The organism is Planctomycetia bacterium (assembly GCA_015075745.1).
Lineage (GTDB): Bacteria > Planctomycetota > Phycisphaerae > UBA1845 > UTPLA1 > UTPLA1.
Genome location: JABTTW010000001.1, coordinates 2,297,772 through 2,321,915 on the forward strand (window position 1 = coordinate 2,297,772; position 24,144 = coordinate 2,321,915).

The 24,144-nt window shown below is 61.0% G+C and carries 23 protein-coding genes; 13 read left to right on the plus strand and 10 right to left on the minus strand.

Features of this window, described 5'->3' with window-relative positions; genetic code table 11:
- Positions 1-15 precede the first annotated feature (15 nt).
- The 3 genes from HS101_09065 to HS101_09075 are packed head-to-tail and all read right to left on the minus strand — an operon-like array spanning position 16 to position 2,182.
- Complete coding sequence (locus HS101_09065; protein MBE7506420.1) at positions 16-225, minus strand: hypothetical protein; 210 nt, start codon at positions 223-225, stop codon at positions 16-18.
- Complete coding sequence (locus HS101_09070) at positions 222-989, minus strand: hypothetical protein (protein MBE7506421.1); 768 nt, start codon at positions 987-989, stop codon at positions 222-224. Before HS101_09070 ends, HS101_09065 begins: the two co-directional genes overlap by 4 nt.
- Positions 990-1,006: 17 nt before the next feature.
- Positions 1,007-2,182 (minus strand): PD40 domain-containing protein, encoded by a 1,176-nt coding sequence (locus tag HS101_09075; GenBank protein MBE7506422.1) that lies wholly within the window; start codon positions 2,180-2,182, stop codon positions 1,007-1,009.
- A gap of 729 nt (positions 2,183-2,911) precedes the next feature.
- Between HS101_09075 and HS101_09080 the strand changes: the two genes are divergently transcribed.
- The 12 genes from HS101_09080 to HS101_09135 all read left to right on the plus strand — a co-directional run bounded on the left by HS101_09080 (position 2,912) and on the right by HS101_09135 (position 14,770).
- A complete protein-coding gene (locus tag HS101_09080; protein MBE7506423.1) occupies positions 2,912-5,413 on the plus strand; it encodes an NADH-quinone oxidoreductase subunit L in 2,502 nt (833 codons plus the stop codon).
- 126 nt (positions 5,414-5,539) lie between these two features.
- Positions 5,540-7,117 (plus strand): NADH-quinone oxidoreductase subunit M, encoded by a 1,578-nt coding sequence (locus tag HS101_09085; GenBank protein MBE7506424.1) that lies wholly within the window; start codon positions 5,540-5,542, stop codon positions 7,115-7,117.
- A 7-nt stretch (positions 7,118-7,124) separates the two neighbouring features.
- On the plus strand, positions 7,125-8,726 hold the full coding sequence (locus HS101_09090) for an NADH-quinone oxidoreductase subunit N (protein MBE7506425.1): 1,602 nt from the start codon (positions 7,125-7,127) through the stop codon (positions 8,724-8,726).
- A gap of 73 nt (positions 8,727-8,799) precedes the next feature.
- Complete coding sequence (locus HS101_09095; GenBank protein ID MBE7506426.1) at positions 8,800-9,225, plus strand: hypothetical protein; 426 nt, start codon at positions 8,800-8,802, stop codon at positions 9,223-9,225.
- Between the two features lie 61 nt (positions 9,226-9,286).
- Positions 9,287-9,685, plus strand: coding sequence for a holo-ACP synthase (gene acpS / locus HS101_09100; GenBank protein ID MBE7506427.1), 399 nt, complete (start codon positions 9,287-9,289; stop codon positions 9,683-9,685).
- A gap of 133 nt (positions 9,686-9,818) precedes the next feature.
- Complete coding sequence (locus tag HS101_09105) at positions 9,819-10,487, plus strand: NADH-quinone oxidoreductase subunit I (GenBank protein MBE7506428.1); 669 nt, start codon at positions 9,819-9,821, stop codon at positions 10,485-10,487.
- A gap of 118 nt (positions 10,488-10,605) precedes the next feature.
- Positions 10,606-10,992: an NADH-quinone oxidoreductase subunit A gene (locus HS101_09110; protein ID MBE7506429.1), complete on the plus strand. Its 387-nt coding sequence runs from the start codon at positions 10,606-10,608 to the stop codon at positions 10,990-10,992.
- Between the two features lie 34 nt (positions 10,993-11,026).
- On the plus strand, positions 11,027-11,563 hold the full coding sequence (gene nuoB, locus HS101_09115; protein MBE7506430.1) for an NADH-quinone oxidoreductase subunit NuoB: 537 nt from the start codon (positions 11,027-11,029) through the stop codon (positions 11,561-11,563).
- A 21-nt stretch (positions 11,564-11,584) separates the two neighbouring features.
- On the plus strand, positions 11,585-12,148 hold the full coding sequence (locus tag HS101_09120) for an NADH-quinone oxidoreductase subunit C (protein MBE7506431.1): 564 nt from the start codon (positions 11,585-11,587) through the stop codon (positions 12,146-12,148).
- Between the two features lie 6 nt (positions 12,149-12,154).
- Positions 12,155-12,790, plus strand: a complete 636-nt coding sequence (locus HS101_09125) for a Uma2 family endonuclease (GenBank protein ID MBE7506432.1) — start codon at positions 12,155-12,157, stop codon at positions 12,788-12,790.
- Between the two features lie 8 nt (positions 12,791-12,798).
- Positions 12,799-13,989 (plus strand): NADH-quinone oxidoreductase subunit D, encoded by a 1,191-nt coding sequence (locus HS101_09130; protein MBE7506433.1) that lies wholly within the window; start codon positions 12,799-12,801, stop codon positions 13,987-13,989.
- A 148-nt stretch (positions 13,990-14,137) separates the two neighbouring features.
- Positions 14,138-14,770: a bifunctional 4-hydroxy-2-oxoglutarate aldolase/2-dehydro-3-deoxy-phosphogluconate aldolase gene (locus HS101_09135; GenBank protein ID MBE7506434.1), complete on the plus strand. Its 633-nt coding sequence runs from the start codon at positions 14,138-14,140 to the stop codon at positions 14,768-14,770.
- 3 nt (positions 14,771-14,773) lie between these two features.
- Here HS101_09135 and HS101_09140 read toward each other — a convergent pair whose 3' ends face one another.
- The 7 genes from HS101_09140 to bamA all read right to left on the minus strand — a co-directional run bounded on the left by HS101_09140 (position 14,774) and on the right by bamA (position 23,200).
- Positions 14,774-16,453 carry an RDD family protein gene (locus HS101_09140; GenBank protein MBE7506435.1) on the minus strand — a complete coding sequence of 560 codons (1,680 nt, stop codon included), beginning with the start codon at positions 16,451-16,453 and terminating at the stop codon, positions 14,774-14,776.
- Between the two features lie 32 nt (positions 16,454-16,485).
- On the minus strand, positions 16,486-17,442 hold the full coding sequence (locus HS101_09145) for a hypothetical protein (protein MBE7506436.1): 957 nt from the start codon (positions 17,440-17,442) through the stop codon (positions 16,486-16,488).
- Positions 17,439-18,011 carry a hypothetical protein gene (locus HS101_09150; protein MBE7506437.1) on the minus strand — a complete coding sequence of 191 codons (573 nt, stop codon included), beginning with the start codon at positions 18,009-18,011 and terminating at the stop codon, positions 17,439-17,441. Before HS101_09150 ends, HS101_09145 begins: the two co-directional genes overlap by 4 nt.
- Before the next feature lie 39 nt (positions 18,012-18,050).
- Complete coding sequence (gene coaD / locus HS101_09155) at positions 18,051-18,587, minus strand: pantetheine-phosphate adenylyltransferase (GenBank protein MBE7506438.1); 537 nt, start codon at positions 18,585-18,587, stop codon at positions 18,051-18,053.
- Between the two features lie 75 nt (positions 18,588-18,662).
- A complete protein-coding gene (locus tag HS101_09160; protein ID MBE7506439.1) occupies positions 18,663-19,892 on the minus strand; it encodes an ABC transporter permease in 1,230 nt (409 codons plus the stop codon).
- A gap of 3 nt (positions 19,893-19,895) precedes the next feature.
- Positions 19,896-20,651, minus strand: a complete 756-nt coding sequence (locus HS101_09165; protein ID MBE7506440.1) for an ABC transporter ATP-binding protein — start codon at positions 20,649-20,651, stop codon at positions 19,896-19,898.
- A 173-nt stretch (positions 20,652-20,824) separates the two neighbouring features.
- Complete coding sequence (bamA, locus tag HS101_09170; protein MBE7506441.1) at positions 20,825-23,200, minus strand: outer membrane protein assembly factor BamA; 2,376 nt, start codon at positions 23,198-23,200, stop codon at positions 20,825-20,827.
- A 313-nt stretch (positions 23,201-23,513) separates the two neighbouring features.
- On the opposite strand from bamA, the gene HS101_09175 reads away from it, so the two are divergent.
- On the plus strand, positions 23,514-24,023 hold the full coding sequence (locus HS101_09175; protein ID MBE7506442.1) for an FxsA family protein: 510 nt from the start codon (positions 23,514-23,516) through the stop codon (positions 24,021-24,023).
- Positions 24,024-24,144: the final 121 nt, after the last annotated feature.

Below are 24,144 nucleotides of genomic sequence, written 5' to 3' on the forward strand. Positions count from 1 at the left end.
GCCGTATCGGGCGTTTCAAGTCCGGAGTTCATCTAGTTCCAGTTCTAATCTTCGACCCATCTGATAACTCAGCACGGCGGCGTCAAACCAGTCGAATTCGCTGGTCTTGTCGCTCGCCAGGCTCGCAAATGCCGCGATCACGTCGGCCTCGCCACCGGGCTGGTAGCGGAAAAGAAACCGGTGCCGACCTTTGACCAGCGAAAGTTGCCGAACAGAGCCGTTCATATCGGGTGCTCCATGGATTCTAGGCCCGCTAACTCGGTCCTGAGGCATCGCTGCTGAGCCAGGAGCCGGGTAACGGCGTTATGCCAGACGAATCGGATATAGAGAGTCTGTACTTTCAGGTATTGTTGGTAGCCCATCTGAAGATCTTCTTTGCGGTCGTCGGCATAGGCCTTTACCGCGTCAACCACGTATGCGTGATTGGCGTTGTAAATGACCTGAACCTCGCCCGTGGGCCGCCGCGGATCATCCAGATCGCTGACCATCGATGTCGGCCTCGCCTCCCGGGCAATCGTCGATGGGTCCATTCCCACCGAAACCGGCCGGCGAACCGAATAAATCTGCATCGCCACACCGAGGATCGGCGTGTAAGCGTCGTACTCCGTGATTCCCGCCACGATGATTGCATCGGCGCCGACCGCCTCGGCGATTGCCAGGGCGTCTTCCGTCGATTCAATCTGAGTACGACCCCGAGCCGCCAGCGCCGCCACCACTCGACTCACCGGCAGAACGGTCGCGCCATCCACATAAGTTAGTTCTGACGCCAACAAGTCCGCGAGCTTGATCGGATCGAGCGTGAGTTCGCCGCTGAAGTTGAGAATCGGAGCGACGCAAAACGTCGTCGGTTCAATCAGCGCCGTATGCACCCGCACCTTCTCCTCCGAGTGCGTACACGAGACAAGCGCCACGCAAGACATCGCCGCCGGTCCCATGAACCGGAAGCGACCACGACGCGAAGCCCATCTATCCACACGACTCAGTCGCATGATGCCCACAATCCTCGCTAGTCGACCGTCTCGATGACCTGCGCCGCCTTTCGGCTGCCGGTCAGCGCCGGGGGTGTTTCAAAGCCCGACGGCCGGAACGGCCGAAGGCTCCAGATCGTCTCCGTTTTGTTTCGTCGCGCAGTAAAGAAGATGCGCCCGTCAGACGACCACGACGGAGAGTAATGCTCGCCCGTGCCACTGGTCAGTCGCTGAAGGCCCCGGCCATCTACGTCAACGACGCCGATGTCCGACCGCCCTCGACGAACGGCCTGTCCCGCTTCATTCCGGGAGTCCGGAGAGTGAACCCAGGCAAATGCGATACGCGTCCCGTCGGGCGACCAGCAGGGGGCGATGAACGCCGCATCCGTACTGCTCGCCACTTCCGTCGGGAATAACGCCTCGTTTTCCTGTATCTGAATGGTCCAGATGCTGAACCATCGGCTGCCGCGCGCCCGTGCCCGCTGATAGGCAATGGCGTCACCCTTCGGGGACCATGAAGGAAAAAGCCCTTCCCCGATCAGCCGCTTCACGCCAGGGTTGTCCACGTCACAGATCCAAAGCTCGCCCTGCCCCTCCTGCGGATGCACGCGGCAATAAACAATCTGCTTGCCGTCCGGCGACCAGCTCGGATGCAGCTCAGGCATCGGGTTATTCGTCACCTGCCGCGGATTACGTCCGTCAGCGTCAAGCAGCCAGATGTCCCAGTGACCGGCGCGATCACTTGCAAAGGCAATCTGCTTGCCATCCGGCGAATAGACCGGCTGGGCGTCAGATGCGTTCTCGTCGGAGATCTGCGTGATCGTCGCCCCCTGCGCCGGCTTGGTATAAAGATGACTGTGCGGAGAATGTCGCGTCGAGGCAAAGACGATCGTGCTCGCCGACGCGTCCAGGGCCGGGTCAAAGTCCGCGCCTTCGCTGGGCGGCGTGTGCTGCTGGAGATTCGTCGCCGCCTTCGCCTGAAATGCCACATCGCGTGCCGGATTGCCCTGCCCAAACAGCATCAGGTCACGGTTGGCGTCGCTTTCGGTCCATGATCCCTCCGCTCCAGCTGACTCTGGCCCGTATTCTCGCTCGTCAGTTGACGCCGGCACCGTGCGCGATGCGGTCCGCTCCCAACCCGTCGTGCACGACAAGGCCACACAAAGACAAACACCAGCCGCGAGGATCGCACCGAAGCTTTTGAACCACTTCATAAGACAGGCTCCGATTCAAGCGCCGGATCTACCGGTCGCCACCTGCCATGCCCACGATGGCTCGCGGCACGGCGCTGGACGCCGCCCTCGTCACTGGCTCGCCCGTTCGTAAGACAGAGCGAAGTTGGGACACCCGAACGAGGGCAGGTCTGTCCGATAAGTCAACTTCCATCTATCGACGATGAAACCCCCACACCTTGAGCATCAACTCCGCTCATTATCGTCCACAAATACTTATAAATAATGAAGTTGTGGCGATACATAATCGGTTGCGCACGCGGCATTTCCTGCGCCCAACCGGCAGATTCTGCCGATCGTTTGAGTCAGGCGAAACTGCGGCCCTCGTAGCTATGATTTGAGCCCCTGAGCGCAAGCTCTGCCCTGTGAATCCTGCCGCTTGGACAAATCCCTCAGTCGGCCGCGCGAACTCTTCCGGCTGCGTCCACTCCCGATTGAACCGACCTCGCTTGGTCGCCCGATACATCCGACCACCACAGTTTCACGTCACTTCAGGTGGACAAAATCGGCGTTGATCGTCAACTGCTGCTTGCGAAATCCCCGCCTCAGACGCGCTTGCCAATGCCCGGCTTCCCGCTACCCTAGTGCCCCTTGGCGTCGCAAAGCGCGGAGGTGGTCTCGATGGCCCCGGCGATTCCAAGTCTCGGCAGGCCCACTGGTTGAGTGGCCGGGGTAATCGAGGGTGGTCCGTCGGAACCTTCAGCAGGCACAATGCAATACCAAAGCGCTCTAGCACTCGGCGTCCTGATCCCCCTGATCAGCTTCGCCGTCCTCGCCTTCACCGGCCACAAGTTCGGAAAACCGAAGGCGTCCTACGTCGCCCTTCTGGCCATCGGCCTCAGTTGCGCCCTCAGCACCTACGTCCTCGTCGGCTGGTTGGGAACCTCCACCGAGATTCGCGCGAAATTGTCCGCCGAGGCCTACCGATTCAATTGGGGACGCATCGGCGATATTCCAATCCTCATCGGCGTCAAGCTCGATTCACTCACCGTGATCATGTACTTCATGGTCACTTTCATCGCCTTCTGGATTCACTTCTTCTCGATCGGCTACATGGAAGGCCACAGCGATGAAGTGGATCACGTCAGTAAGTACCACCGCTTCTTCACCTACCTGTCGCTCTTCTGCTTCTCCATGCTCGGGCTGGTGATTTCCAGCAGCCTCCTGTTCCTCTTTATCTTCTGGGAACTGGTAGGCCTCTGCTCGTACCTGCTCATCGGCTTCTACTTCGATAGGAAGTACGCCTCCAACGCCGCGATGAAGGCCTTCATCACCAACCGCGTCGGCGACTTCGGCTTCATCATCGGCCTCGCCATGGTCGTCCTCTACCTGAACACCTTCGACCTCGATCAGGCAGCGAAAAACTTCGCGACCGATTTCCATTCGAATACAGGCATCTTTGCCGCATCGATCAATCTGTTCGGCTGGCATGTCTCCGGCATGACGCTGGCGACCCTCATGGGCATCTGCCTCTTCTGTGGCGCGATGGGCAAGAGCGCCCAGTTCCCGCTGCACGTGTGGCTCCCCGACGCCATGGCCGGCCCCACGCCCGTCTCCGCCCTGATCCACGCCGCAACCATGGTCGCCGCCGGCGTCTACCTCGTTGCCCGAGTCTTCCGGCTGCTCACGCCGGACGCCCAGTTCTTCGTCGCCGTCATCGGCTGCATCACCCTCACCATTACCGCCCTCATCGCAATGGTGCAGACCGACATCAAAAAGGTGCTGGCCTACTCCACCCTCAGTCAGCTCGGCTACATGATCTTCGGCATGGGCGTCGGTGCCTGGGTCGCGGCACTCTTCCACCTCATGACTCACGCCTTCTTCAAGGCCATGCTCTTCCTCGGCTCCGGCCAGGTCATCGAAGGCTGCCACCACGAACAGGACATGCGCAAGATGGGCGGCCTCCGAAAGAAGATGCCCGTCACCTGCTGGACCTTCTTCATCGGCGTCCTCGCCATCGCCGGCTTCGGCATCCCCAAGACCGACTACGGCCTCGGAGGATTCTTCAGCAAAGACGAAATCCTCGCCGTCGCCTACGAACGCACCTTCAATCTCCCCTCATTGAAATCAAGCGACGCCGCGGCAGACGACGCCGGCGAACACGCAAATGCAAGTGACCATGAAGGAAGCGATCCCATCAGGCTCGCATCCGCGCTCACGTCACCCGCCGCAACGCTGTCAATCGTCCAATCTCAACTGGCTTCCACCGATGAACACGGCGACGGCGACGGCCACGGCCACGCCGATGCACACGGAACCGGCACCCCCGAAAAACTGAAGATCGCCGCGACGTTGCCCGTCATTCCGCGATGGATGTTCGCCCTGCCGATCATCATCGCCTACATCACCCCGTTCTACATGATGCGGTGCTGGTGGATGACCTTCTGCGGCAAGCCGCGCGATCATCACGTGTACGACCACGCCCACGAAAACTGGAAGATGTTCCTCCCCCTCGCCGTCCTCGCGGCCGGCACGGTCTTTTGCAGCTACAGCACCTTCCGCCCGCTTATTCACGAAGCCGCCGGCATGGCGACAGACTCGGCCGCCATCGTCGCCATCGACGGTGAAGCCCACGGCTTGAAGGATGCGCCTTCAATCAATGTTGCCGGACACGATGGAAATGTGACCACAACGGCGACGAATCTCACCCTAGATCACTCCCCCGGAAAGAACCCCCACGACTGGCTCGCCTACGGCGTCGGTCTCTCATGGCTCATCGGCATGGGCATCGCCGTCATCATCTACCGCAACGGCCTCGCCTTCGCCGACAAACTCAAGCGGGCATTCGGGCCGATTCACACAGCCCTCGAAAACAAGCTCTACTTCGATCACTTTTACGACAACGTCCTCGTCGCCGGCACGCGTGGCATCGGCTACGTCTGCGGCTGGTTCGACAAGCTGTTTGTTGACGGCGCGGTCAACGGCGTCGCCTGGCTCGGCCGCGTCACTGGCAGCATTACCGGCCGCCAGCTCGACATGCCCGTCCAGCGCGGCGATTGGGGAATCATCGATGCCGTCGCCAATGGCCTCGCCGCCACCATGCTCGATGTCGGCACGCAGATCCGCCGGCCCCAAAGCGGCCGCATTCGCATGTATGTTTGTCTGACGGCCGGCGCGGCGGCGATCGCCCTGCTGGCCGTTTTGTATTTCGACCAGCTCGCCGCGGGCTACTACTGGGTCATGACCCGAACCTCGGCGCTGGCGCAGGGATGAAAAAGAATTGGGAATTGAAAATGTAAGTTCGAGAATGAATGACCCGCGGCGTCGGCCGGCGTGTCGTCCGTTCTAAATGAATCATTCTCAATTCCACATTCTCTCGGAGCATTCACCGTGTCTCACATTCTCGACTGGATCGTCTTCCTGCCTCTCATCGGGGCCGTCGTCGTCCTCATGGCGCCGGCGCACATGGCGAGGTCCCTCACCTGGGTCTTCACCTTCGGCGTGTTTCTGTTGTCGTGCGCCCTCTTCGGACCCTTCCTCCCCGGCGGTGCAGGCTACAGCGCCGATTACGGCACGATGCAGTTTCAGCACATCGTCCCCTGGATTCAGGTCGGAAATTTCAACATCAACTACCACATCGGTATCGACGGCCTCTCCTTCCCCCTGATCATCCTGACAACCCTCGTCACCTGGCTCTCCGCATGGGCAAGCTGGAACTTCGATCACTGGAAGGTTAACCGCGGCCCCAAGGGCTTCTTTTCGCTGTTCCTCCTGCTTGAGACCGGCGTCCTCGGCACGTTCGTCGCGATGGACTTCTTTCTCTTCTACATCTTCTGGGAAGTCATGCTCCTGCCGATGTATTTCCTCATCGGCGTATGGGGCGGCCCCCGGAAGGAATACGCCGCCATCAAATTCTTCATCTATACCTTCGCCGGCTCCGTGTTGATGCTCGTCGCTCTGCTGGCGATGTACTACACCAGCGCCGACGCCCTCGGCACGCCCGCAGGCACCTTCAGCCTCATCGAGTACGTCACCAACCCCGCCATCGCGGAGATGTTCAACAGCGGCTCCACCAAGTTCCTCTCCTGGACCTTCGGCCCGGCGATGTTCGTCATGCTGTTCATCGCCTTCATGATTAAGGTCCCCGTCTTCCCGTTCCACACCTGGCTGCCGGACGCCCATGTCGAAGCTCCGACGCCGATCTCCATGATCCTGGCCGGCATTCTGCTGAAACTCGGCGCCTACGGCTTCCTCCGCGTGTGCTACCCGATCTTCCCCGAGGCGGCCACTCAGCTTGCCTGGTACATCGCCCTGCTCGGGGTAATCAATATCATCTACGGCGCATTATGTTGCCTCGCCCAGACCGACTTTAAGCGCCTCGTCGCTTACAGCTCCATCAGCCACATGGGCTACGTCGTCCTCGGCATCGCCATCATGACCAAAACCGGTTTTCAGGGGGCGATGTTCCAGGTATTGGCCCACGGCATCAGCAGCCCGATGTGCTTCTTTTTGGTCGGCATCATTTACGACCGCGCCCATCATCGCGATCTCAATCGCTTCGGCGGATTGTGGCTCGCCATGCCGCGATATGGCTCACTGGCCACCCTCGGCTTCTTCGCCTCGCTCGGTCTGCCGGGCCTGTGCGGCTTCATCGGCGAGATTTGGGTGCTCCTCGGCGCCTTCAATGCCCCCTTTACCTGGGCCAAGCCGATGGCGGTTGTCGCGGCTTTCGGCGTTGTCCTCACTGCCGCCTACATCCTTTGGATGATCCAGCGCGTCTATCTCGGCAAGAAGAAGGAAGAGTACGCCGACTACCCCGATGCCACCGCCCGCGAAACGGCGATCCTCTTTCCCATGGCCGTACTGGTGATCTTCATGGGCATCCTGCCCAGCTACACATTTGACCTGATGAACGGCACGCTGGACAAGGTGGTTGCGATCTTCAATCACTCCACCGCCGTCGCCCTGGGAGGCTGACTTGTTCATGTCCGACGCACTCATTGCCAACATCTGGCTCCCCAGCGGCGAAGAGCTCGCGCGCCTGGCGCCGATCTGGTGCCTCGTCGGCACGATTGTTGCTGTCCTGCTCGGAGCCCTTCTGGTCGGTCGGAATTGGCGCGTCGCCGGCGGTATCGCCTTCGCCGGCGCAGTCATCACTGCCTTCATCAGCTTTCGTCAGTTCGCCGTCGCGCCGTCCAATTGGTCCGGTTTCGCCCCCGACGACGCCGCCCCCATGCTCATCGGCGATCAGTTCTCCAGCTTCTTTACCTTCCTCATCGGCGTCTTTCTCGCAATGATCGTCGGCATGTGGTTTCTCGGTCAGGATGCCGATCTGCCCGAACGCGACGCGCGCCGTGCCGACGCCACGGAGTTCTTCGTCCTCCTCGTCGGCAGCGCCTTCGGCATGGTCATGATGGTCAGCACCACCAACCTGCTCATGATCATCCTCGCCATCGAAGCGGCCTCGCTGCCCTCCTACGGCCTCGCCGGCTTCCGCAAGAAAAACAAGCTCGCCGCCGAAGCCTCCATCAAGTATGTGCTCTTCGGCGCCGTCACCAGCGCCATCATGATCTACGGCACATCCCTGCTCTACGGCCATTACCACACCCTCGACCTTGCCGTCATCGGCCGCGAGATTCAGCGCCAAGGCCCCTCCGTCCTCATGGGTGTTTCGCTGTTTGCATTCATGGTCGGCGTCGCCTTCAAGGTCTCCGCCGTCCCGTTCCACTTCTGGTGCCCCGACGTCTTCGAAGGCGCTTCCATCGAAGTCACCACATGGCTGAGCGTCGTCAGCAAAGCCGCGGGGCTCGGCCTCCTCCTCCGCATCATCACCGTCCTCACCGCCGGTCTCGAATCCGGCCAGGCCCTGCAATACGTCACCATGGCCATTGCCATCATGGCGGCGCTCACCTGCACCTGGGGCAACTTCTCCGCCTTCCGCCAGACCAACATGAAGCGCCTCCTGGCCTTCAGCTCCATCGCCCACGCCGGCTACATGCTCATGGCCGTCGCCATCATCTGGAAGCCCTCAGCCGACATGACCACCCACCCGGCCTTCAGCGCCATCGTCGCCTACATCAGCGTCTATTCCCTGATGAACCTTGGCGCCTTCGGCATCATCGCCATGGTCTACTGGGCCACCGGCAGTGAATCGATCGACGCCTTCAACGGCCTCGCCCGGCGAAATGTCCTCCTCACCATCCTGATGGGCGTTTGCCTCTTCAGCTTCGTCGGCATCCCGCCGATGGGCGGCTTCATCATTAAGTGGTGGCTCCTCGCCGCGCTGTGGGAAGGCAAGCTCACCTGGCTCATCTTTGTTGCCGTCTTCAACTCAGTCATCAGTCTTTACTATTACGCCCGCATCGCCGTCGCCATGGTCTTCCGCGATGACGGCCAGGCGCCTGTTCGCGCCCCGCTTGTCGGTCAGGTCGTCGCCCTCGCCTGCGCCGTCGGCATCCTGCTCACCGGCACGCTCTGGGCCGGCAATCTGAAAGAGTTTTCCGACAACCGCTCGCGCGATTTGTTCGCGGTAACGAAGTCCTCAGCGACGCCAACCGTTGCCGAAGCGCCGAGCAGTGAACCGTAATCAGAGAATCGATCGACGGCACTCTGTTTTGAATTCGTGGCGTTTAGTTTTTTTTGACTTCTTGACGTTTCCCATGGAACGAGCCGTTCAAACACTCAACCGCCTTCTCGCCGCCGAGTACGGCAATCTCGTACAGCGACTCGACGAGGCCGACCCGTTCGTCACCTGGCCCGCCGCCGAGGATCGCGCCGAAGTCCGCCGGATGTTCGACGACAGCAAGCAACATCAGAGAGAGCTGATTCAGGCGATCATCCGCCTCCGCGGCGCGCCCGTCCCGCCGACCTACCCAACGAGCGTCGGCGGCGTTCATTACCTCAAGTTGTCCTTCCTCATGCCCCAGGTCGTCGCCGGCGTCCGCGATCTGGTGAAGACTTATGAGCAGGCAGGTACGACCGGCGACCGCGAGGCCGACGACCTGGTCGCCCGAATCCTCGCCGATCACCAGCGCAACCTTGCCAGCCTCCAGCGCCTGCACTCCAACTTGCTCCAGCCAAGCTGAGTCGCAGGATTTCTCCTCGCCCTTGAGTCGCATCAACTTCGCTTGTAGCTTTTGTGCCTGCATGAATGTCATCGCCCATGGGATTGACCTGATCGAGTGCGACCGGATCGCACACATCCTGCGCGACCATCCCGATCGATTCCTGGACCGAATCCTCACCCCCGCTGAGCGCGCCTACTGTCAGCGCATGAAAAACCCCGTGCCCCACGTCGCCGGACGCTTCGCCGCCAAGGAGGCCATATTGAAAGTCCTCGGCACCGGCTGGCGCGGCCCCATCTCCTGGACCGACATCGAAGTCCTCAACGATCAGTCCGGCCGGCCCCACGTCACCCTCTCCGGCCCGACCGCCGAAATCGCCGCCAAACTCGGCATCGACCGGATACTCATCTCCATCACCCACACCGACAACTACGGCGCAGCCTCCGCCATTGGCCTGAGTTCCCCGGCGCATCCTCCGTAAGGGCCCGTTATTCCGGCGAGACCATCTGATCGCGGTGTTATGGCATGGGGGGCCGGTTGTCTCTATAATCCGCGCGGATCGAATGCAAAGGCCACCGGCCGCATGATTTGGAGAAAATCGAAGGAAACGCCTTATGGTCGCCCCCGTTATGTCGTCCCGGCCCCCCAGGGGCAGTGCCCGGGACTACTTCCAGAATATCTACGACACCGTCCGCACGATTGCCATCGGAATGCGGATCACCCTTAAGTACTGCTTTGCCCGAACGATTACCCTCCAATATCCCGACATGGCCCCCGCCATCCAGCCGCGCTACCGCGGCTTCCACTGGTTCGAGGCCGAAAAGTGCATTGCCTGCGATCAGTGCGCCAAGGCATGCCCGGTCGACTGCATCTACATCGAGAAAGGCGGCCCACGCAAGATAGATAAGGAGACGGGCATAGCGGTCGGCGGCGCCCTGGAGCGATACGCGATCGACTATTCCAAGTGTATGTTTTGTGCCCTGTGCTGCGACCCCTGCCCGACTGACTGCATTCACATGGGCGACAATCACGATCTCTCGGCCTACACCCGCGAGGACATGATCGTGGAGTTCACCGATCTGGCGAAGGACGGCAAGCAGACGCCGGAGCCCTATTGGATGCAGCAGGAGCGGATGCCGGAATGGGTCGCCGCGCAGAAGCAGCGCTGGGATGAGCGTGCTATGCCCGTTCGCGATGAAATGTTAAAAGCACTGAAACCGTCGTCGGCGACGAAGAAGCCGGAAAAGGCCGAGAAGTCCGAGGCGGAGACAGAAAAAGCCTGAACATGGCCTGTCGCCGGCGAGAATCCGGCGGCGCATTTGTACGAGTGGAGTTTGCAAGATGTCCAGCGGACAGGATTTGGTCGTCGGCCTGCTGCTTTTCACGGTGGCCGGCATCGCGATGTCGCTCGGCGCCCTTGTCTTCGGGAGCTTCGTGCGGACCAAGCTGCCTCACCCGGAAAAGGGAGCCCCCTACGAATGCGGCGAACCGACCATCGGAACGAGCTGGGTCCAGTTCGACCTGCGGTTCTACGTGGTCGCGCTGGTGTTCCTGATATTCGATATCGAAGTGGCGCTGTTCTACGCCTGGGCGGTGGTCTATGCCGAGTCCGGAGTCGCCGCCCTTTGGGACATGCTGTTCTTCTTCGGCGTTATCGTGGTCGGCTACCTCTACCTGTGGCGCTTCGGCTATCTCGACTGGGTGCGGGCAACCGGCCTTTACGATGCGCGACCGGCACGGGACAAGGCGCGCGACCCCCTGGGCCGCGCGGCGCGGCAGTGGTCATAAATGAGATTCCTCCAGGCAAGATGGAGGCGGTGATATGAGCTGGATCGAAAACAGATTTGAAGAGGGGTTGATCGTCACGTCGCTGGACTGGGCGATCAACTGGGGTCGGCGCTCGAGCATCTGGCCGTTGACGTTCGGCCTCGCCTGCTGCGCCATCGAGATGATGGCCGTCGGCGCCAGCCGCTTCGACCTCGATCGCTTCGGGGCCGGCGCCTTTCGGGCAACCCCACGCCAGGCCGACCTGATGATCGTCGCCGGCACTGTCACCTTCAAAATGGCCAGCCGCGTCAAGCGGCTCTACAACCAGATGCCCGAGCCCAAGTACGTCATCGCCATGGGCGCCTGCACCATCGGCGGCGGACCCTACTTCAAGCACGGCTATCACGTCGTCAAGGGCGTGGACCTCGTCGTGCCGGTGGACATCTATGTGCCCGGCTGCCCCCCGCGGCCCGAGGCCCTCATCGAAGGCATCATGCGTCTGCAGGACAAGATTAGAAACACCACCATCGCCCGGGATCGGTGGTCCGTCGCGAAGGACGAGGCACTGGGCGCCGCGCCGGTCGCGGTTTGATTCATTCCGAATGAGAGCGATATGTCACCAGAGGAAATCGTCACAATATTGAAGGAGGCGCTCGGCGAGCGAATCGTCGGCGCCGAGTTCCAGACTGCACACCCGCGCGTCGAGGTAAAGTCGGAAGCGTGGCGCGACGTCGCGGCGTTTCTAAAAGATGACAAACGCCTGGGGTTCAACTTCCTGCGGTGCATCTCTGCAGTCGACATGCTCGAAGACGACCAGTTCATCGCGGTCTACGACCTCGATGCCCTGGACGGCGCGCCGCACAGCAAAAACCTATGGACCCGTCGACACACGATGGCCGTTCACGTTCGCGTCCCACGTGAGAATCCACATATTCCCTCCGTGGCCGACGTATGGAACGCCGCCGATTGGCACGAGCGCGAAGCATTCGACATGATGGGCATCGTCTTCGACGGCCACCCCGACTCAGTCGAAGGCCCGGACGGCCAGCACCCCCGGCGCATCCTCTGCCCGGACGACTGGGAAGGCTTCCCCCTTCGCAAGGATTACGTGTTCCCGATGGAATACCACGGGATCCCCGCGGTGACGGAATACGGCCAAACCCGGCCGGTGCATTGAGACGTCATGGGACATCAGGCGACGACATCCCGGACGTCACGCGGCGCGATGCGAATCGGACCGGAGGATCATGGCCGCGCATTTTCGCTTGCCGAATGGAGTCGGTCGATCGAGACCCCGGGATACATTTACGAAATCATCGATGGAGCGCTGGTTGTGTCACCGAATCCCGCGCCGAGCCATGACTATTGGGTTCAGATCGTCGAAGAAGAACTCCGCGCTTACGCCGCGGAAAACCCAAAGTCGATCAACTGGATCACCGAGCGCTGTGACGTGGTGGTGCCGGGCAGGGCGGGCGAAACGCGCCCGCAGCCTGACCTCGCGGCGTTTCGCAACTATCCAAGGCAGCCGCCCAAGAGCTGGGACGAAGTCTGTCCGATCGTCGTAGTCGAGGTAATTTCCGCGCGGCGCGGGGCAAAGGACATTACTCGTAATCGGCATCTTTACTGGCTGGCCGGCGGAATACGCGAGTACTGGGTAATCGATCCGTCCAAGAGCCAGAGGCGACCGACGCTCATCGCGCACGTCCGCGGGCGCGGTTCAAAGGAATGGCGGCGATCGATCGTCCCCTTTGATAAGAACTACGAGAGCCCCACCCTGGGCGGCTTCGCACTGAATCTGCAACAGGCAAGCAAGAGGTAATATAGGACATGGCAGAAATCGTTCTCGAAGCCCGGCCGGATATCAACGCCGATCTCACCTCGGACAAGATCGTGCAGGACGACCTGCAGACCGAGGAAATGCTCGTCAACATGGGGCCGCAGCACCCGGCGACCCACGGCGTGCTGCGCGTCGTCCTCCGCACCGACGGCGAGATGGTCCTCGAGGCCGTCCCGCATATCGGCTACCTCCACCGCTGCGCCGAAAAGATCGGCGAAAACCTCGCCCCGTACCAGTACATCCCCTACACCGATCGCATGGACTACCTCGCGGGGATGAACGACAACCTCGCCTTTTCCCTTGCGGTCGAGAAGCTCGCCGGACTCGAGGTCTCGGAGCGCGCCCGATACATCCGCGTCATCTTCGCCGAGCTCAACCGAATCGCATCGCACCTCGTCTCCATGGGCACCTACGGACTCGACATCGGCGCGTTCACGCCGTTTCTCTATGCCTTCCGCGAGCGTGAGATGATCCTCGACCTGTTTGAGTCGGCCTGCGGCGCGCGGCTGACTTACAGCTACATCACCATCGGCGGCGTCCATGATGACCTGCCGGAGAGGTTCATCGACATCACCAGCGAGTTTCTCGATTACTTCGAGCCCAAGATCGACGAATACAACGGCCTCCTTTCATTCAACCACATCTTCGTAAAACGCACGGCCAATATCGGCGTGATCTCGCCGCAGGATGCCCTCGACTGGGGCCTGACCGGCCCGGTGCTGCGCGGCAGCGGCATTCGCTGGGACCTGCGCAAGGTGCAGAAGGATCTCGGCTACGACGAGTTCGATTTCGATATTCCCATCGGCGAGGGGCTCAAGGGCACGGTCGGCGACTGCTGGGACCGCTACTACGTCCGCATCCTGGAAATGAAGGAGTCTGTGAAGATTCTGCGCCAGGCCCTGGCCAGGGTCGGCAGCGCCAAGGGCGACGCACTGGACAAGCGCGGCAAGACAGTCAAGCTGCCGGCGGATGAGATCTATTACGAACTGGAGAATCCACGCGGCCAGCTCGGCTTCTACGTCCAGGGCAACGGCTCAACCATCCCCGCTCGCGTCAAAGCTCGTGGCCCTTCCTTCTGCAACCTGTCCATCACCAGTCACGTCTGCACAAATTGCCTCCTGGCCGACGTGGCCGCGATCATCGGCAGCATCGACGTCGTCATGGGCGAGGTGGATCGGTAAGCCCCCCGCCGTCTCCGCCGATTTTCAGCTAAGCTCCAATTCGGCCTGTTTTGATCGCGCGTTTGTGGAGCCCGGCAGCAGTTCCGTGGGGAAAGTCACTTAAGCGCCGGCTGCCGAATTCAGACGACCACAGTATCGGGAATCAATCATGAGCGATGACCAAAAAGCTCTCACGATTCGGCGCATCCAGGACTATCGCGTCAGTGCCATCCTTCGGACCGATGATGCCCAAACGGCCAAGGACGCCATGAACGCCGCCGTCGACGGCGGCTTCCGGATGATCGAGTTCACCCTCACCACCCCCGGCGCGATCGAACTGATCCAGGAGTTTTCCGCTCGGCAAGACCTTCTCGTCGGCGCAGGTACCGTCCTGACCGTCGAACAGGCCCGTACGGCGACAAAAGCCGGTGCAAAGTTCCTCGTCTCGCCCGTATTCGACCCGCAAATCGTCGCCGAAGCTCGTTCCCTCGACGCCGTCAGCATCCCCGGCGCCTTCACGCCGACAGAAATGTTCGCCGCCCACAAATCCGGCGCCGACTTCGTCAAGCTCTTCCCGTCACCCGGCGACGTCGCCCAATTCGTCAGCGCCGTGCTCGCGCCCATGCCGTTCCTCCGCATCTTCCCAACAGCCGGAGTAACCGCGGACAATTTCCTCGCCGTCCTGGCAAGCGGCGCGGCAGGCGTCGGTTTCGTCAAGAGCTTGTTTGATCCGGCTGAGTTGTCCGCGAAGAACTACAGCGCCATTCAGGCTCGCGCCAGGCGAATCATCGGCATGTTGTAGTCGTCACACACTTGGGCCGTCGTCCGGCCCGCCGAGAAACGAATCTTCCACCGGCGGCGGCGCATCCTCTACCACGACCGTAAATGCCAATAGATCGCCGACGCGCTGCCGATTGCGGCTCAACATGCCCATCATCATGATGGTGATGATCCATCCGGAAGGCCCGATGCCCACCATGAGAATTCGGCACACGTTGCGAAGCATGACCTGCCGCGGCGTCGCGGCATTGCCGTCAATCCCGAGGACCCGGCAACCAAAAAGCATCTTTCCCGGCGTCGCCCGCGTGAACAATTCCCACACCCAGCACCAGACGCCGTAGATCAGAACCGCCGAATACTGAATCGGCATCAGCTTCGCCTCCACCGAAGGCTGTTCGATGACCCGCTGTATCTCCTCCCACGACATGCCCGACGACAATTCCGGAACCGCCTTCACCATCCACGGCACGGCGATCAACGCCGCCGGCGCGACATCAATCATCGTCGCCATGATCCGTCGCCACACCGCCGCGATCTGCATCCCCTGCGGCACCGTCGCCGGCAGGGCCAATTGCTGTCGGCGCGTCCACATGACAAACGTCAGTACCGCCAGCCCCACCATCAATGCGATCGTTTCCTGAATCGTCCCCCGCGGCGAAACCTCCGGCCGCGCCATCGATAGCGGCTCAAACCGAACCGGCTCGCTGCCGTCGATCTCGGTCGACGCGAATTCAACCCCGCCGTCCGCCGACGCCCTCGCCATGATGATCCGCTCACGGGCAAACCCGACGTCGTAGCGACCGGAATCGATCTCCAGAAACTCCAGATTCTCCCGCAAAGTCGCGCCGACCCGCCATTCGCCATCCTCTCTCGCCGACAGCAGCTTAACTTCGCATCGTTCCTCAGTTCGCCCAACGGCGACAACAAGCACCGCGCCGGCCGACCCATACCCCGCCCATGCCCCCTGGATTTTTCCCGCACTGGGTACGCCGATCGTTTCCCCCCACGCCGTGCCGTTGTATTCGACAAAGCTGATCGCCTCATCGAGCTCGGAGAACAAACCCACGCGCCCCGAGCGCGCACAAAGCCAGGCGCGGTTCGCCTTTGTCAGGCTGGTTGGACCATCGAGGCGCGACCACGCCCCGTTGTGGAGCTTCAGGAGACAATACGCCGTCGTCGGCATGGGGGTCGCCGCCGCCGCAACCGGTTCGAGCAGGTCATCGGTATCGTCCTCCGAGGAATCGCGCGACGTAACGCTCGGCTCCGGCGGAATCGACGCTGTCGTCACCAACGCATAGACCACCGGCTCAATCGCATCGCCACACCAGGCCGCCGGAGCCCGCTGCGATTGCGACAGCCACTTCGGCCCGGGAGCCAGCGGCCTCTCGGCGAAGTAATCGACCTGCGTCAGGTCGGCGTACAGCACGCGAAGCGCGCCGTGCCCGTCAGCAGCCACACAGAGCGGATTTCCGGAAATCGGCGGTAGTAACTGCGAAAGCGATGGTGGGCCTGCGTCTGGACCGGTCCGGCCCTTCCATATCTGCACCAGCGGCAACGCCTTCCCCGTTGCATCAGACGCACCCATCACCCAGATATATTCGTCGCTGCCTGAAACCAGAACCCGGGACGCAGACCACGTCTCGCCCCGAACAAGTCCCGTGGCCGAGAGAAGCAATAAGATGGCAAGCGCGGGGCGTGTATTCATTGGTCGGATTATTCGGGCACCGGCGTGCGGGGTCAATCAGCCTGACTGTCCGGCGGCGCAGTTTCGGCCGTCTCACAATCCGCATCAACCTGAACCACCCGATCGATTCCAGCGGGAAGTGCGGTCGGATTCGGCATGTTAAACGCTTTCGGGCTCACTTCATCATCGCGCCGCGGCTGATAGGCCGCGACCGACATCGTAAGTTTCGCCCCATCCTGGGCCCACATCATGCTGACGTCGTACGGCAGCATCGGCCCTCCCTCCCAGGCCGTCTTGTAATTTGTCAGATACGCGCTCATGACATCCCGCCCCAGTTCGTCTCGAAAGACAACCAGCCGAACGAGATGCGGCGGATCGCGATCGACGTAGTAACGTCGATACTCCGCCCGTGGGGCTGCCCGATGATAGGTCAATACATCGTACGCTGCCCGCGAATCGCGGATCGGGCCGTACAACCCCTCCGATTCGCCCGGCAATCCGCCCACCAACAGCGCCGAGACAAGCTGATCGGGCCGCACCGGCATCTTCCCACAACAAGGCATACCCGCATTGCGATGATGCCCCCAGTGCATGGAATGAATCTCCGGCTCAATCCACACCCAGAACGTCTCTTCATTGGAGCCGATCTGCATCACCTGCTCGCCGAGGCCCGGCCGTAGATCCATGCGAAAGTTCCGCGGGCGCTTGAAGAGTAGCGAGCCGTCGAAGTTAAACGAGTGTTCTTTTCCTTCGCGGTCCTTGTAATGCCCCGTCGCGCTCACGCTGCTGGACCATAGCGCCTGATCGAGTCGGGCAGCATTTGAATTGATTGTCTCGATGATCTCATCCGTCGTACGAAGTACACGCGGCGGACCTTCTTCAAAACGCGGCGTCTCGCGCGGCGGACAACCGGCAACTCCGGAAAGAATGAAAATAGAAATAAGACACCGGCAAATCCGCCGGCAAAGTAGCAGGGGGGCATGAGCCGTCCGGATCAATCGCGGCGTCATGCCGGCGACTCCTCGATCTCCTCGCTGGCCGCGGCCTCTTCAGTCGGCGCAGTCGATTCGACGGGCTCGTCAACGTCATCAGGAACGAAGCCCGCGAGAATCGCCCCAAGCTGGCCCGTAAGGTCCTCGATCTCGTCGTCGTTCAATCGCGGGTTGAGCACCTTGTGCGCCGACTTGTCGCGCATCAGGCGCATCTCCCAATGCTCGACGTCGCCCTCGCGAATCGTCCGATCATACTTGAGCAGCCGCTTGCGAAGCAGTATGAGCGAGAGCACAAATCTGAATCGGAGCTTCGACGCATCGTCGCTGTCGGCCAGCCGGGTGAAAAAGTTGATAAGCAGATCGTCATCGACAAAGGTCCGCTTCGGCTCTTCCTTCCGCGGCATGCGCGTCTTGAAAAAGCACAAAGCTCCCTCTGGAGGTCCCGCCCACTGATCTTCGCAATAGTCCTTGCGCTCAAAACTCTCTCCGGCCGCGAACAACGCTGAGTAGAAGTTCTCTCCCTCGACGAATGTTCGGCCGGTCACGCTGCACTGTCCGACGGGCCTGGATACTTCAAAATCAGTCATGAAAAATCTGCGTCCTTGCGATGGTGTAGATTCTTACGATCAAGAGTGATTCTTGTTCTGATGATCCCGGCCTATCGAGCCGAGTTTCCGCTGCATCGCCTCGACCACCTGCGGCGGGATCAGCCGGGTCAGATTCGCGCTGTCCAATCCGCCGAGTTCGCAAATCTGGCGGATGAGGGTGCCGCTGATCAGCGCCGTTGTGTCCGTCGTGAACAGGAACACCGTCTCAATATCCCCCGCGATCATGTTCACGTTCGCCTGCCGCAGCTCGTTGCGCAGGTCGTCACTGTCGCGGATGCCCTTGACGATCACGTCGGCCCCCTTGCGCCGCACATAGTCCATCGTCAGGCCCTTGTACGACTCCACCTCGACATCGGCGTATCCGCCGACCAGCTCGCGCAGGAGGCTCACGCGCTCCTTGTCGGTAAAAAGAGGCTGCTTCTCTGGATTCCGACCCACCGCCACGATCGTCTTGGAAAAAAGCCGGCGGCTGCGATTGATGATGTCCAGATGCCCGAAAGTAGGGGGGTCGAACGTCCCCGCGAACACCGCCGTCTTATGTGTGTTGTTCGCCATGGAGCCGTTCCGAATTACCCGCCGATCTGGTCTGCAATTCTCTTGACGTTTTGACTCTCTAGCGTTTTGACGTTTCTACTCGTATCGTAACGCTTCAACCGGATCGAGGCGAGACGCCTTCCACGCCGGATAGATGCCGCTCACGATGCCGACGCTCGTGGCCATCGCCAGCGCCATCCCGATCGCCCACGCCGTTGTGATCGTCTCGAACACCCGTGTCAGGTTCTCAATCGTCGTCGCCAGACCCCATCCCACCAGGACGCCCAGCGCTCCGCCCAGAAATGAAACAATGCTCGCCTCAACGAGAAACTGCCAAAGCACGTCGCCGCGCTGCGCGCCCATCGCCATGCGAACGCCAATCTCCCGTGTCCGCTCCGTCACCGCCACCAGCATGATGTTCATGATGCCGATGCCGCCGACCGCGAGGCTGATCCCGGCGATCGAACCGAGCACGATCCCGATGATCGTCTGAAATGTCGCGAACTGCTGCACGAATTCCTTTTGCGCCTGCACCTGGAAGTCGTCCTGCTGACCGGCCCGAATCTTGTGCCGCTGACGAAGGAGTTTTTTCGTCTCCTCCTTGGCCCTCTCAATATCCTCGTCCGCCGGGCTGATAGCCTCGGCCATGATCATGTTCACGCTCTTAAGGCCCCACAATTTGTCCATCGCCGTCGTGATCGGAATGATCACCTGCTGGTCCACATCCGTGAATGCGACGTTGCCCTTCTCTTCCATGACGCCGATGACCGTGAAGGTCCGTGAGCCCAGCGTCCCGTTGATCTTGATCTTCTCATCGAGGGCCGGTCGGCCGCCGAAAAGGTCCCGTTTGATCTTCCACCCAAGAACCGCCACCAGCGACGCGGATTGTACGTCCGTATCAGAGATGAACTCTCCCTCGCCGGCCTTATGACTGTTAATCTCAGTGTATTCAGGCGTCGTCCCGAGGATCGAGGCGGTGGTGTTCTTCGAGAAATACTTCACCAGCGCTGAGTTCCCAACCTGCGGCATCACAATCCGCACCGACGGACACTCCTTGGGAATCGCCGCGGCGTCGTCCAGCTTGAGCGACTCGAAGTTGCCAACCATCCGGCCGCTGCGCCGCTCGATGTTCGGCGAGATGAACAGCTTGTTCGAACCCATCGAGGCAAACCCCGTCTCGATCCGCGCGCTCATCCCCTGCAAAATGGCCATCGCCGCCACGACGGCCGCGACCCCGATGATCACCCCGAGCGTCGCCAGAATCGTCCGCAGCGGATGAACCGTCAGGCTGCGAAGCGCCATCATGAAAATGCGAAGGAAAAACATCGGCTATACCCCCGCCGGCCGGGCCATCGGCGGCGGCGAACGCTCAGGCGCGCGCTCGCCTTCACCGGTCAACTCTTCCGTCAGCGCCGCATCGACGAATCGATCCTCGTACTTCAGCCCGTCCCGCATCCGTATCACGCGCCGCGCCTGAAGCGCAACTGACATCTCATGCGTCACGAGAATCACCGTCACCCCGCTGCGGTTCAGCTCGTGAAAGATATTCATGATCTGCTTGCCGGTGCGGCTGTCGAGATTGCCCGTCGGCTCGTCGGCGAGAATGATCTTCGGCTCGTTCACAATCGCCCGGGCAATGGCCACGCGCTGCCGCTCGCCGCCGGATAGTTCACTGGGGGCATGAGAAGCGCGCTTCGAAAGCCCGACGCGCTCAAGCGCACGCATCGATGCCTCATTCACCCGCGTCTTTCGTGCATAGAAAAGCGGAACCGCGACATTGTCCAATGCGCTGGTTCGTTGAATCAGGTTGAAAGTCTGAAATACGAAGCCGATCTTCTGGTTGCGAATCACCGCAAGCTGCCGATCGGTCATCGAGCTGACCAGTTCGCCGTCCAGCCAGTATTCGCCGCTCGTCGGCCGGTCGAGGCACCCCAAAAGGTGCATCAACGTGCTCTTCCCGCTGCCCGATGCGCCGGTGATCGAGATGAACTCCCCCTCATCCACGCTCAGATCCAGCCCGTCCAGCGCGCGCACAATCGTGTCGCCCATCTCGTAGTGCTTGCTGAACTTGTTAATTTGGATCAAAGATCCCATGAATTCTCGTCCGCCGGCGCTTAGCCGTCCGTACCCCATGCCGACCACCGCCGTCCCGAGGGCGATGCAGACATTGATTATAAGTGCCCGGGCCTATCCCGCCACGATTCCCAAAATATCCTCGGAATCTGATACGGCTTGATCGCTCGGCTGCTGCGATAAAATCAGAACGTCGTGCCGAACGAAAAGCTGAAGATCTGCTCGTCGTCGTCGCTGTCGCTGGAAATCGGGAAGGCAAGGTCAAACGCCAGCGGGATCGGGCCGAAGTACTTGATATACACACGAACGCCCGCACCCACCGCCGCCCGCCACGACTGTATACCGAAGTCCTTCTCGACAGTACCCATGTCCAGAAACGTCACGCCGCGAAGCGTCTCGCCGGCGATGGGGAAAGTGTACTCTGTCGTCGTCGCCAGCATGAAGTCGCCGCCGACGCGGTCATTTCGGATGCCGTCGCGCGGGCTGATCCCTCGAAACTCAAATCCGCGAATCGAGCCGATGCCGCCGCCGTAAAATCGCTCGAACACCGGTGCGTTGCCGAATATCTGTCCGATGTTCGCGCCGAAGTGCAGGATGTGCTTGCGATTAAACGTATCCTTGTGCAGCGTGAAGTAGTGATCGTACTCGCCGATGACCTTTGAAAAGGTCCACTCGCCGCCAAAGACGCCCGCCTGCTCCCACGATCCCTTGAGCCGGGTCCCCTTGCTCGGCAGCCACGCGCTGTCCGTCTTGTCGCGAATCAGCGTGCCCTTAAGTGAAGTCAGCCAGCCGCTTCCCTCGGCGTCCTGAATGTCCTTGGCCGCGAGGAATTTCACGTCGTCGATGTCGATGTGCTCGAACCGAGTGGCGATCTCCGCTGCCCAGTCCTTGAGGATGCCCTCGCGAAAACGCTTGTCCAGGCTCTGGTAAAAGCCGATGCGCTGCTCATCGTATTCGTCACGGCCGCGCTCAAAAACATACGCACCCAGGCCGAGTCCCAGGTCCTTGTCCATCAAATACGGCTCGCGAAAGTCGATCCTCGCGCGATTCAACTCCGTGCCGGGCTCTAGCTGCAACCGAAGCGTTTGCCCCGCCCCGCGGAACGACTTGCCCTTGAAGAACTCCGAGCCGCCGCGCGGCCAGTCGAACAAATCGAAGTTCCGCTGCTCGATCGAAATCGAACCGACAAGCCCGCTGTTGCTCGTCACGCCGACGCCGAACAGGATCGTCGTCGTGTCCGCCTCGGTCACATCCACCAGCGCATCGCGAACGCCCGGCGCCTCCCCCTGCGGCGTTATGGTCGCCTCGGAAAAAAGTCGCGTCTCCTGCAAGCGCTGCTCGGCCGCCTTCGTCTCGACCGTGTTGTACAACTGCTCCGGGAAGAATCGCAGCTCGCGCCGTACGACCTTGTCCTTCGTCTTCTGATTGCCGCGAATAACGATTCGACCGAAAGTAAATTGCCCCCCCTCGTTGATCGTATAGTTCAGGTTGACGAACCCCTCTTCCTCATCGAAGACGTGCGTCGTCGTCACCTCGGTATAGATGTAGCCGCTGGTCCCGTAGTGATCGAGAATTCGCTCTCGGTCAGACTTCAGCACGTCCGCGTCGATCGGCCTGCCCACGTTCGACGAAATCAACGCCAGCAGCACTTCCTCCGTCGCCACCACATTCCCCGCAAACGTAACCGACTTGATGATGTGCTGGATGCCCTCGTCGATCTGAAAAATGACCGTCAGGTCCGACTGGTTCTCCGCCAGCTCAATGCGATATCCGACCTGAGCATTCAAATACCCCCGATCAATGTAGTATTTCTTCAGCGTCGCCGCGTCGCGACTGGCGGTCTCATCGTCGAATGCCCCCGTCCGAAACAGCCAGATATACGTCGTCGTCTCGATCTTCGATCGAAGCGTGATGCCGTTGTATGCGTTGTTCCCCTCGAAGAGAATCTTGCGAATCTTGACCCGCGGCCCCTCGGTGATGCGAAACAAGACGCGATTCTCGCCCTCGAGAATCTCCTTGTCCGCCTCAACACTGACGTGGTAATAGCCGCCTTCCTTGTACTTCCGCTCGATCGCCTGCTGAGCCTGCGAAAGCAGATACTCGCTCACCGGCGACCCCGTCGAAAGCTCAATCTCCTTCAGCAGCTCCGAAGTTTTGTACTTCTCATTCCCGACAAAATCGACGCTCGTCACGAACGGCCGCTCGTTCAGCACGAAAACAAGAACCAGCTTCCCGTCCTCCTCGCGCGCCTCTGCGTAAGGGTTGCCCTCAAACTTCCCAGTCCCCGCCAGTCGGGCACAAGCCGACGCGATCTCCTCGCGATTCCAGACGCTCCCCACCGCGATCCGCGCCACACCCTGCAGATAGGCCGCGTCCGTGCTGACCGCCCCTTCGTAAATAACCTGCTCAATAACCCGGCCCTCGGTCTGGACCGGCTGGCCCACCGGCTGCGCCTCAGGCCCGAGCTGCAACAAACCCATCATCGAGACGACCGCGATCGCCGTGCAGACCGCAATCGCCAGCGACCGCGTCCCACCTGAGAGAAGGTTTGTACCGCTCACGCTCGCCACCCGAGCCCCTTTGCTCAGCGATAGTTAATGCTGGTCAAGCATGCCGCGACACAAGCCCAATATGCCTGTGGAACCCAAGAGAGCAGGACCTGACCAACGCCGATCGTTCGACCGCGCCACGGCCGCGTTCGTCGCGGAATATAACCTCCGATTGCGCAGGCGGAAAGGAGGCCAAACGTACGATTTCAACCCCGATTTGACCGTCGCCTCGGCCCACCGGCCAGTGTCCGGCCACTATAATCCAGCCCATCGCCGGAACGTCCCCCGGCAACCAACCCCGCCCGGCGACATCCCGGAGGACGCCGTGTTCCGCATTCTCTTCCTTGCCTTCATCGTCGTGCCCCTCCTCGACCTCTTCGTCCTGCTCAAAATCGGGGGCCTCCTGGGCTTCTGGCCCACCGTCGGCCTCGTCCTCCTGTCCGGTGCCGTCGGCGCAGCGCTTGCCCGCTGGCAGGGCCTTAGCACCATCGCGAAAATTCAGTCCGAACTCACCGCCGGCCGCCTCCCCGCTGCCGAGCTCGCCGACGGCGCCATGATCCTCGTCGCCGCCGCCCTCCTCCTCACCCCCGGCTTCCTCACCGACTGCTTCGGAATCCTCCTGCTGATCCCGCCCGCCCGGCGCCTCCTCGCGACGATCCTCACCAGATACTTTCGAACCCGAATCGTCGTCTCCCACGTCTCATTCAACTCAGCCGGCCCAAATGTCACCACCGTCGGCGCCATGCCCGACATCTTCGAAGTCGGCGCCGAATCACCCGGAAAGATAAAGTACGTCAAAAACGAAGCCCCCGACGGCCGCCCCGGCAGCGAATAGTTCGGTATTCAACAAGAGAATGGATCGCGTATTCTATTCTCGTCGACGCGCGCCGCCGCCCATTTAGCCGCCGCTCTTGAGCGGCACATCTCGCCCAAGAAAACTCTCGGAGCAACAAGCC

Bases quoted from the DNA above. Each gene is read 5' to 3' on its own strand.
- HS101_09065 (MBE7506420.1), bottom strand. From the start codon at position 225: ATGAACGGCTCTGTTCGGCAACTTTCGCTGGTCAAAGGTCGGCACCGG.
- HS101_09070 (MBE7506421.1), bottom strand. From the start codon at position 989: ATGCGACTGAGTCGTGTGGATAGATGGGCTTCGCGTCGTGGTCGCTTC.
- HS101_09075 (MBE7506422.1), bottom strand. From the start codon at position 2,182: ATGAAGTGGTTCAAAAGCTTCGGTGCGATCCTCGCGGCTGGTGTTTGT.
- HS101_09080 (MBE7506423.1), top strand. From the start codon at position 2,912: ATGCAATACCAAAGCGCTCTAGCACTCGGCGTCCTGATCCCCCTGATC.
- HS101_09090 (MBE7506425.1), top strand. From the start codon at position 7,125: ATGTCCGACGCACTCATTGCCAACATCTGGCTCCCCAGCGGCGAAGAG.
- HS101_09095 (MBE7506426.1), top strand. From the start codon at position 8,800: ATGGAACGAGCCGTTCAAACACTCAACCGCCTTCTCGCCGCCGAGTAC.
- acpS (MBE7506427.1), top strand. From the start codon at position 9,287: ATGAATGTCATCGCCCATGGGATTGACCTGATCGAGTGCGACCGGATC.
- HS101_09105 (MBE7506428.1), top strand. From the start codon at position 9,819: ATGGTCGCCCCCGTTATGTCGTCCCGGCCCCCCAGGGGCAGTGCCCGG.
- HS101_09110 (MBE7506429.1), top strand. From the start codon at position 10,606: ATGTCGCTCGGCGCCCTTGTCTTCGGGAGCTTCGTGCGGACCAAGCTG.
- nuoB (MBE7506430.1), top strand. From the start codon at position 11,027: ATGAGCTGGATCGAAAACAGATTTGAAGAGGGGTTGATCGTCACGTCG.
- HS101_09120 (MBE7506431.1), top strand. From the start codon at position 11,585: ATGTCACCAGAGGAAATCGTCACAATATTGAAGGAGGCGCTCGGCGAG.
- HS101_09125 (MBE7506432.1), top strand. From the start codon at position 12,155: ATGGGACATCAGGCGACGACATCCCGGACGTCACGCGGCGCGATGCGA.
- HS101_09130 (MBE7506433.1), top strand. From the start codon at position 12,799: ATGGCAGAAATCGTTCTCGAAGCCCGGCCGGATATCAACGCCGATCTC.
- HS101_09135 (MBE7506434.1), top strand. From the start codon at position 14,138: ATGAGCGATGACCAAAAAGCTCTCACGATTCGGCGCATCCAGGACTAT.
- HS101_09140 (MBE7506435.1), bottom strand. From the start codon at position 16,453: ATGAATACACGCCCCGCGCTTGCCATCTTATTGCTTCTCTCGGCCACG.
- HS101_09145 (MBE7506436.1), bottom strand. From the start codon at position 17,442: ATGACGCCGCGATTGATCCGGACGGCTCATGCCCCCCTGCTACTTTGC.
- HS101_09150 (MBE7506437.1), bottom strand. From the start codon at position 18,011: ATGACTGATTTTGAAGTATCCAGGCCCGTCGGACAGTGCAGCGTGACC.
- coaD (MBE7506438.1), bottom strand. From the start codon at position 18,587: ATGGCGAACAACACACATAAGACGGCGGTGTTCGCGGGGACGTTCGAC.
- HS101_09160 (MBE7506439.1), bottom strand. From the start codon at position 19,892: ATGTTTTTCCTTCGCATTTTCATGATGGCGCTTCGCAGCCTGACGGTT.